Raw genomic sequence first — 6,390 nt, forward strand, 5'->3', positions numbered from 1 at the left:
GGGCAGCAGAACCCATACAAGATTTCACAATGTGAGTAATTCGGGATCATACCTGTATTCCCGCAAAAACAAGAGCGGCCTTGATAGAGGCTATTTCCCACCGGATATCCTTTTTAAGATGAAATTTGACCGGGTGTCTTTACACACGCAACAGTGGATGAGAAACTGTGGTTGGTGTAAAGAGAGAGACCAGTAACAATAAGTAGGCGCGATAGCGCCCTAATCCACAATGGCGGTGCGAACAGCACCGCTCGGTGACCGATAGGTCGCCAACCCCGAGGACGAAGCGGGGGATTGAGCAGTGCCCCCCCGCGGAGTCGGAGTGGGTCTTATACAATCCAAGTATCCACCCCAGGTATCCAATCTCGATATCCAATCGAAGACTAATCCCCAACAGAGTTTTTATCTCCCAGTTGAATAGAGATACTATGAGGACTTCCCTATGACTAATACCTCACGAATACCTATCCCCCATAAGGAGATCGCAGCCTTCTGCAGAAAGTATCATATTCGCAGCCTGGCCCTGTTTGGATCGGTCCTCAGGGAAGACTTTTCGAGGGGGAGCGATATCGATATCCTCATCGAGTTTGAGGAGGGGAAAACACCCGGATTCTTCACCATCTTTACGATGGAAGAAGAATTATCTGAACTCTTTGGAGGAAGGAAGATCGATATCAGGACACCGGAAGATTTGAGTAGATATTTCAGAGATGATGTAATAAATTCGTGTGAAGTCTGTTATGCACCATAACGATACAGTGTACATTCGACATGCAATTGATGCGGCTGAAAAAGCGATTGAAATCTCCCAACAGATTTGTAAAAAAGACCTCCATGGAGATGATGTCTATTCGCTTGCACTTATCAGACTTCTTGAGATAATTGGTGAGGCAGCCAATCTCGTCTCAAAAAAATATAAATTGGATCATCCCGAGATCCCATGGAGCCAGATGATTGGAATGAGAAACAGACTTATTCACGGATATTTTGACATTAATATTGATATTGTCTGGGACACTGTGAAAAAAGATCTACCCCCCTTGGTTGGATTACTCAAAAAAATTTTATGAATCTATAGTAGTAACCTTCCATCAAAACTTCCAACAGGCTGATATTTTCAATTAGATAAAAAAAATATGACAGAGGAAACCACATTGAAAGAAATTCCAGAGAGCGATCAGAAAAAGAACACCCACACAATCAGCCGTCTCGTTGAGATAGCACAGGTGTGGTACGACCAGATCGCTGATGGCGAGATCCCCTCGATCAGGCTGCCGACCCGGACAAAGCAGAATATAACGTATGATGATGCATCAGAGGTCTGGAAATACGGGGAGCGGGAGAGCACCCGGGCTGCCTCAACTGCCCGGGGTGCGACACATCTCCTGAAGATGGCCTATGTGATCGGGTTCCTCAAAGGGCAGCTCACAGAGAACCGCTCATCGACACTCAGGGAGATGTATTATATCTCGGAATCCTGGAAGAAGGCGAAATTCACTGCCCAGGATGAGAGCAACTACCTCGTCGAGGATCTTGAGATCGTCACCGCACTCGAACGCGAGGCATTCCATCTCCGGCCTGAAGAGGATGGGGCATCGGTCTTTGGACCTCTCAAACTCAGGGAGACGACCCGGCGTGGTGCCCGCGAGATTCATTGCAGGGACGATGTCGGGGAGGCCGGGTATGCGATCCCAAACAATGTCGGGAGTGTCGAATTTATCGATCATGACGCGAAGTTTGTCATTGCGATGGAGACCGGCGGTATGTATGCCCGTCTCCAGGAGAATGGCTTTGACGAGGAGTACAACTGTGTCCTCGTCCATCTCAAGGGGCAGCCGGCCCGGTCGACCCGGCGGATGCTGAAGAAGCTGAACGAGGAGCTGAAACTCCCGGTACTTATCTTCACAGACGGCGACCCCTGGAGTTACCGGATCTATGCCTCGGTCGCCTACGGCTCGATCAAGAGTGCGCATATGTCCGAGCTCCTGGCCACCCCGGCAGCCCAATTCATCGGCGTCCAGCCCTCTGATATCAGGGATTACGATCTGCCTGCCGACACCCTCAGTGAACAGGACATCGCCGCACTCAAGGCGGAGCTGACCGACCCCCGGTTTGCCACTGATTATTGGCGTGACCAGATCAATCTACAGCTCTCGATGGGGCTGAAGTCGGAACAGCAGGCGTTTGCAGCAAGGGGGCTGGATTTTGTGACGGGGGAGTACCTGCCGAAGCGGTTGAAGGAAATGGGGGTTGTGTGAGAACCCATGGATGACCGTTATCAGCTTGGAGTTTTCGCGAATATGTTCCCCAAAAAACCAGAGGATCACTCCGGGATCTTTATCAAGCGGATGGTCGATGATCTCATCGATCAGGGGATTTATGTCAAACTTGCTGTAAAACACAATCGTTCTATTCTTGGGTACTTTGACTTTTTTATCAACAGCCTCCAGCTCTGCCTTGAGAAGGACATCGATATCCTGCAGGCACACTACATCCCGCATAGTAGTATTATTCCGGCACTCTTCAAGGGGAATAGACCGTTAATCCTGAAGTTTCATGGTGATGATGCCAGAATCTTCCCATTTAAGTCCCTGATACACCAGATGATAACCCGGTGGATGCTGCACCGTGCAGACTATGTACTCTCTTCGAGTGAAGAGATGAGGAAAACGCTGATTGGAATTGGAGCAAAGCCAGAACGATCCGCAGCCATCGCTTCAGGGGTAGATACAGATCGGTTCAAACCAATGGATACAAACGAGTGCCGGGCTTGTTTTGGCATTGATAGAGAAAGAATGGTCTTCCTCTATCTTGGTAGGTATCACCCCTGGAAAGGGATATATGAGCTGATAGAAGCAGCCCGACATTTCCCCGATGATCTTTTTATTTTTGCGGGAACCGGAGCACTCCCGGAACATCCCGATAATTGTATCAATATCGGAGCCATTGAGCCGGAGAAGGTTCCCACACTGATGAACTGTGCAGATTGCCTCATCCTTCCAAGTTACACAGAAGGCCTTCCAAATGTCCTTATGGAAGCACTCTCCTGTTCCGTACCGGTGATCGCAACAAATGTGGGTGGATGCCCGGAAGTAGTACAGGATAGAAAAACAGGGCTTCTTATCGCTCCAAAAGATACAACGGCACTCTCGGAGGCTCTTTATTGGATGAAGGAGCATCCTTCTGAAAGAATATTGATGGGAGAAGAGGGGCGGCGAGATATGATTGAGAGATATGAAATCGAAAAACTCATCACACAGATGATTGATATCCACAGAACTCTACTGGAAGGAAAACGATGACGCAGTCCACAGAATTAATTCGTAAGATAACTGACCGCAAAGCAACAATATCTGTCATTGGCCTTGGATATGTAGGCCTCCCAACTGCCGTCTTCTTTGCTGAAGAGGGGTTCAGGGTTATCGGAGCTGATCTTGATGAAGCGAAAGTGCAGGCAATCAATAACGGACGTTCTCCCCTCCAAGAGCTTGAGCTTGATACACAACTCGCAGATGCAATAACCCATGGTCGGCTCTCTGCCACAACAGATGTTGTGGCTGCAATACGGCAATCTGATATCTGCCTTATCATTGTGCCAACCCCGGTGACTGAAGCAAAAGAACCCAATCTGAGATATGTCCAAGCAGCATCCCGTGATGTCCGCGATGGTTTGCATCAAGGTATGCTTGTTGTCCTTGAATCAACCACCTATCCCGGCACAACCGAAGAGATCGTACAACCCATTCTCGAAGAGTCCGGGCTTGTTGCAGGAGTTGACTTTGGTCTTGCCTACTGTCCTGAGCGATATAATCCAGGAGATGCAGCACACCCCATCAGGCAGGTTGCACGAGTTGTCGGAGGCATCACTCCCGAATGGACGGAAACAGCAGTTCAACTCTATGCATCGATTATTGATGCCGGTGTGCATCCAGTCTCTTCGCTCCGCACCGCCGAGGCAGCAAAGATTATCGAGAACATTCAGCGTGACCTGAATATTGCGCTCATGAACGAACTTGCCCTCATCTTTGAACGGATGGATATCGATGTCATGGAGGTTATCAAAGCTGCATCAACAAAATGGAATTTCAATGTCTATTACCCCGGACCGGGTGTCGGGGGGCACTGCCTTCCGGTTGATCCCTACTACCTGACAAAGAAGGCGCAGGAGCTGGGATACCATGCACAGGTGATCCTTGCCGGGCGGCGGGTAAACGATGCGATGCCGCTTCATGTCCTCGATCTCCTCATCGATGGCCTGAATGAGGCGGGGAAGCCACTGAAAGGGAGCCACATTCTTGTTCTTGGCGCGTCGTACAAAGCCAATACGGCAGACCTGCGTGAGTCGCCATCAGAGGTGCTTATTCATGAGGCCGTTGCACGCGGAGCTCACGTGTCGGTTGCAGATCCGTATTGTGATACAGCAGAGGTCTTCAGATGCCCGGTTGTGTCAATTGAAATGAATACAATAGCCGGATATGATGCAATTATCTATATGGTGGATCATGATGCATTCAAAGGTCGGCTTGACGCCATTGTTAAGGAAATGAAACCAGAAGCTGTTTTTGTCGATGGAAGACGTGGTGTTGACCCGGTGATGGTTGAAAGCTCTGGTTTGATTTACCGGGGAGTCGGGTATTCACAGAGGTAATAAATGAGAGAGAAGCTCAACCAAAGCCCCATCATTGATTCTAAATGGCATCTTATTTCTGACCCATCATTATCCAGGATGATCTGATGTGTGGAATCTGTGGGTATGCCGGGTTTGAGGATCCCTCTCTGCTCAGCAGGATGCAGAAGGAGCTCCACCATCGCGGCCCTGATGATCGTGGGACCTTCACCAATGATAGAGTAGGGCTTGGTCACACACGGCTCAGCATAATCGATCTCTCACCACGGGGCCGCCAGCCGCTTGGGAACGAAGACGGCAGTGTTCAGATCATATGCAATGGCGAGATCTACAATTACCTGGAGATTCGCAGAGGGCTTTCTCATCATCGGTTCTCTTCAGACTCCGATACCGAGGTGATCGTCCATGGGTACGAAGAGCATGGCAAGGCTATTTTGGAGCATCTCCGTGGAATGTTTGCATTTGCGCTCTATGATGCAGAAAACCACACAATAATCTTAGCAAGAGATCCAATAGGGAAAAAACCCCTCTATTATTATCTTTTTGATGGCAAGATCATCTTTGCATCTGAGATAAAAGCACTCCTTGCCTGCTTTTCGACACTCAGAATAGAGAAGAGAGTTGATCCAGAAGCTTTGTGTGTGTTTTTACGGAACCAGTACATACCTGGTGAGAGGACACTCTTTTCTGGAGTAAGAAAACTGCTTCCAGGTCATCTGATGACCTTTGATGTTCGAACAGGCAAAACGTCGATTCGCCGGTACTGGCATCTTGGAGAAGGAGAGTACGAATATGATAGCCATGTTGCAACAGCACGCGTACGAACCCTCCTCGAAGAATCGGTCCGTCTCCGGCAGATCGCCGATGTGCCTGTCGGATCGTTTCTCTCGGGTGGAATCGACTCAAGTGCCATCACCGCTCTTGCCGTCAGGACAGCTGATGAACCATTTCATACCTTCAATGCGGTCTTCTCCCCATACTTCTCTGAAAGCAGATATGCCACAATGGTGGCAGAAGCCCTTGGAACCAAACATCACACAATCCAAATCGATGCAGCAGATGTACTGAAGGAGATTGACACCATAACCTGGCATTTTGATGAGCCACTTGCAGATGCTGCGGTTATCGCCAACTATTTCCTCTCCCGTGAAGCAAAACGGCATGTCACTGTGGTGCTGGCAGGGGAAGGGGCAGACGAACTCTTTGGGGGATATTCAAGTTATGTTGCAGCAGAGCGATACGGCTCCTGGTATCGCCTGCCCGCAATGGTTCGCCGCGCTCTGAGAATGGGTCTCAATGCAATGCCCTTTTCCGGCAATCCCGAATTAAATACCAGCCTCCAGTATGCACAGTATTTTGCCTGTGAGACGCTCCCAGAAGCCCAGCAGCACACATGGACACTGACCGGGTTGTCTGATGCGGAGATGTCACGGTTGGGCCGACCTGCATGTAAGCACGCATCTAATGATTATCTCCAACTCCCTCCATTTCATGACAGGCTGAATGCACTCCTTGCGATGGATTGCCTGAATCACCTTCCCGAACTCTACTTGATGAAGGCGGACAAGGCTACAATGGCTCATTCGATCGAAGAGCGGGTACCACCCCTTGATCTGCGCCTGATTGAGTATGCATTCCGGATACCGGGTTCGATGAAAATTGCGGGTGGTGTTGAGAAGTGGATATGGAAGGAAGCAGTCCACGATCTCCTTCCGAAGGAGGTTGTCGAGAGAAAGAAGCAGGGGTTTGGGGTGCCCTATCAG

At 49.5% G+C, this 6,390-nt stretch carries 6 protein-coding genes; all 6 read left to right on the forward strand.

What is annotated here, in order from left to right; genetic code table 11:
• Positions 1-442 precede the first annotated feature (442 nt).
• Positions 443-751, forward strand: coding sequence for a nucleotidyltransferase family protein (locus QCH34_RS04675; protein ID WP_300330882.1), 309 nt, complete (start codon positions 443-445; stop codon positions 749-751).
• Positions 741-1,070, forward strand: a complete 330-nt coding sequence (locus QCH34_RS04680) for a DUF86 domain-containing protein (RefSeq protein ID WP_300330885.1) — start codon at positions 741-743, stop codon at positions 1,068-1,070. The genes QCH34_RS04675 and QCH34_RS04680 overlap by 11 nt, the downstream gene beginning before the upstream one ends.
• Positions 1,071-1,136: 66 nt before the next feature.
• Entirely contained in the window at positions 1,137-2,258 is a 1,122-nt protein-coding gene (locus QCH34_RS04685) for a DNA topoisomerase IV subunit A (protein WP_300330888.1), read from the forward strand.
• Between the two features lie 6 nt (positions 2,259-2,264).
• Positions 2,265-3,302: a glycosyltransferase family 4 protein gene (locus QCH34_RS04690; protein WP_300330891.1), complete on the forward strand. Its 1,038-nt coding sequence runs from the start codon at positions 2,265-2,267 to the stop codon at positions 3,300-3,302.
• Complete coding sequence (locus QCH34_RS04695; protein ID WP_300330894.1) at positions 3,299-4,648, forward strand: nucleotide sugar dehydrogenase; 1,350 nt, start codon at positions 3,299-3,301, stop codon at positions 4,646-4,648. The genes QCH34_RS04690 and QCH34_RS04695 overlap by 4 nt, the downstream gene beginning before the upstream one ends.
• An 86-nt stretch (positions 4,649-4,734) precedes the next feature.
• On the forward strand, positions 4,735-6,390 hold a 1,656-nt coding region (asnB, locus tag QCH34_RS04700; RefSeq protein ID WP_300330897.1), incomplete at its 3' end, for an asparagine synthase (glutamine-hydrolyzing).

The organism is Methanocalculus sp., from assembly GCF_029762515.1.
Taxonomy (GTDB): Archaea; Halobacteriota; Methanomicrobia; order Methanomicrobiales; family Methanocorpusculaceae; genus Methanocalculus.